The sequence below is a fragment of the Vibrio sp. T13N genome, assembly GCF_032970445.1.
Classification (GTDB): Bacteria; Pseudomonadota; Gammaproteobacteria; order Enterobacterales; family Vibrionaceae; genus Vibrio; species Vibrio diabolicus.
In genome coordinates, this window is sequence record NZ_JAWJYE010000043.1 from 1 (window position 1) to 2,634 (window position 2,634).

2 protein-coding genes are annotated in these 2,634 nt (G+C 41.7%); both read left to right on the forward strand.

Going from position 1 to position 2,634, the window contains the following annotated elements:
* Positions 1 to 273 precede the first annotated feature (273 nt).
* Positions 274 to 672: an SMI1/KNR4 family protein gene (locus tag R2S67_RS22580; protein WP_031857246.1), complete on the forward strand. Its 399-nt coding sequence runs from the start codon at positions 274 to 276 to the stop codon at positions 670 to 672.
* 768 nt (positions 673 to 1,440) lie between these two features.
* Complete coding sequence (locus R2S67_RS22585; RefSeq protein ID WP_317347142.1) at positions 1,441 to 2,397, forward strand: hypothetical protein; 957 nt, start codon at positions 1,441 to 1,443, stop codon at positions 2,395 to 2,397.
* Positions 2,398 to 2,634: the final 237 nt, after the last annotated feature.

Below are 2,634 nucleotides of genomic sequence, written 5' to 3' on the forward strand. Positions count from 1 at the left end.
GCAAGCATTACGATTTTCTTATCGGATAATGCTCTTAATTACTCAATTTACACGATCGGGATGTTTTTCACATTTTGGGCTATCTGGTTATACAACGAATCTTCGTATGAGAAAGAAGTTAAACGTAGAAATGTTGCCTAACAAACTGTTCAAGAGGGATTCGCAACGCGTGGCATTTTCACTATGCGTTGGTTTTAGTGTTTAAGGTGGTATGCGGCGGCTTTTGTATTGCGTTGCTCACCCCTTAACAGGGCGTTATGCATCAGAGGCTTCATGGAATTTATAGATAGACCTGTAGGCGCAAATCAGGAAGAAATATACAAGTTAGAAACTATATTTCAAATAACTCTTCCTGAAAGTATGTTGAATTGGTGGAGTGTTAGCGATGGCCCTATAGTCTATTTTGGGTTCAAAGAGTTACAGTTCTTTTCTTTGTCGGAGATATACGGCGAAGATATTTATGGGGTAAAGCACGATATGTCTGGCGCAATGCCAATTTGCTTAGATGGTAATGGAAATATTTGCGTGGCCAGAATTGAAGGTGGTGTTATATCTGGCTTTTATGTCGTTGATTCTAGTGATTTAGGTTGGGAACAAGCGAAAATTATAAGCTGTGAATTCTTAAAGTTTGTGAACGATAGTTTTTCACCCGAAGAACGACTAAATGCATAACAAAGCATTTAAGAGTGATTCCCAACGCTTGGCACCTTCAGTTCAAGGTTAGGTTATGTGTTTACGGTGCAATGGTTTGGGTTAGGTGGTAGCGTTGCTCACACCTTAATGCGGCGTTAGGCGACGGGCTGGGAAGTTCTTTGCTCTCATCTTCTTAGTTCTCTTTGAGCATTCGTTTTTCTAAGTCGGCAATTCAACATTGTCGGCTCAAATTCTTGAACCTCTCCAGCCGTAAAACATGCCAATGTTCGTGGGTTGCCTCATTGGTTTTTAGCGTTGGTTAGCGGTGAATTTTATTGGCCCAAAGTGTGGGAAGGGCAAGTCAATTGAGGCTTTCGAATTTGCTGAGAGTTTGCACTTTTGGGCTTTTCGGGTTCAAAACCTACTTTGTTGTTGAAGGTCTGCATTTCGTGGTTGTTGAAACCTTGGCTGAAACATAGTGATATTTGTGATTCTTGAATCACAAAAAGTCAGTGGGTGTTTGGTTGCTTATTTTGTTTCGGGTAATCTGCTTTCAAACAACCTTAAACATTGGTGGGAAACTTCGCCTAACAAGGCGTTTAAGGCGGATTCACAACGCTTGGCGATTTCAGTTCAAGTTAGCTTAAGTGTTTAAGGTACAATGGTTTAGGTTTGGTGGTTGGCGTTGTTCACCACTTAACGCGGCGTTAGGGGCTTTGTCTGAAAATTTGATGATAATCACATGGTTGCATTTGAAAGTGATGCTTTTAGACCTCATATTGAGTGTGGATTCTATGGATGCAATATATGAATAAGCCACACTTAGCTAATAAATTTCAAATGCACTACTATTTCGGCGATGACTCTCACACAATGGATGCATTGGTGCGCAATCGTTGTGAAGCCGAAGTTATTGCGATACTCACAGAGATCGCCAAAACACTTGATGAAAGCATCTTAATCGAATGCGAAGCACACAGAGAGGGTGGGCTTCGTGACATATGGCAGCTAGCTAACGCAAACGCTGGTGTTCTTTCTGTCATTGTTGGCATTGCAGCTATAGCTGTCCCTTTGCTACCCAAATCAGATTCGGAATTGGAGCGCCTTCAAAAAGAAGACCTTCGTTTGAGTATCGAAGAACGAAAATTGAGGATTCAAGCTTTAAAAGCAGAGATAGCAGAAGATAAAGTACAATCTGAAACAGTCACAAAAGTCGCCGAAGTAGTAAATGAAAACTACAAGGTTATCACCCGACGCTCTAATCTATTCAAGCATTTAAACACATACAATAAAGTCACTAAGTTAGGTGTAAATGGTCTCACATCTGACGGTAGTGAGGTTAGCCCCGAAACTGAGGTGGTACGCGGTAGCTTTAAGCGCTTTATCTTAAGTTCTAACGTACTACCAGTCGAAACGGTTGACGAAGCAATTATTGAAATTGTTTCTCCAGTGTTGAAGCAGGGTAACTACAAATGGAAAGGTGTTTTTGATGGCGAAACTATTAGTTTCACAATGAAAGACCAAGTGTTTAAACAAGATGTACTAGACGAAAGAATTAGTTTTCAACATGGGTCTGCGATCAAGTGTGCTTTAAACATTCATAGCAAGTTAGACGAAGTCGGTGAAATCGCTATAACAGGGTATTCGGTCGAAACTGTATTAGACAATATCAATGGTCAGCAAATAAGCCAAACGCCTCAAGGCTTGGCTTACAGACACAAAAGAACTTTGGAAAAAGGGCAAGGAGACTTGTTCGCAAGCTGAAGCACGCCCCTAACAAAGCATTTAAGAGTGATTCGCAACGCTTGGCGTTTTCGCTTCGCTCAAGTATAGCCAAGCGTCGCTCACACCTTAATGCGGCGTTATTTCCGCAACGGATCTCTCAGGCTGAATGTACGTGGTTGTAGCCTAAGAGTGAAAGTGGCGGGGTAATAGGTTGGAAAAGCGGCGAAAAGGGCGAATATTGGTCATTTCCATGCTAGCCTTAAAGCGCTTTAAGCG

Coding starts and splice junctions, on each gene's coding strand:
- R2S67_RS22585 (WP_317347142.1), top strand. CDS start 1,441: ATGAATAAGCCACACTTAGCTAATAAATTTCAAATGCACTACTATTTC.
- R2S67_RS22580 (WP_031857246.1), top strand. CDS start 274: ATGGAATTTATAGATAGACCTGTAGGCGCAAATCAGGAAGAAATATAC.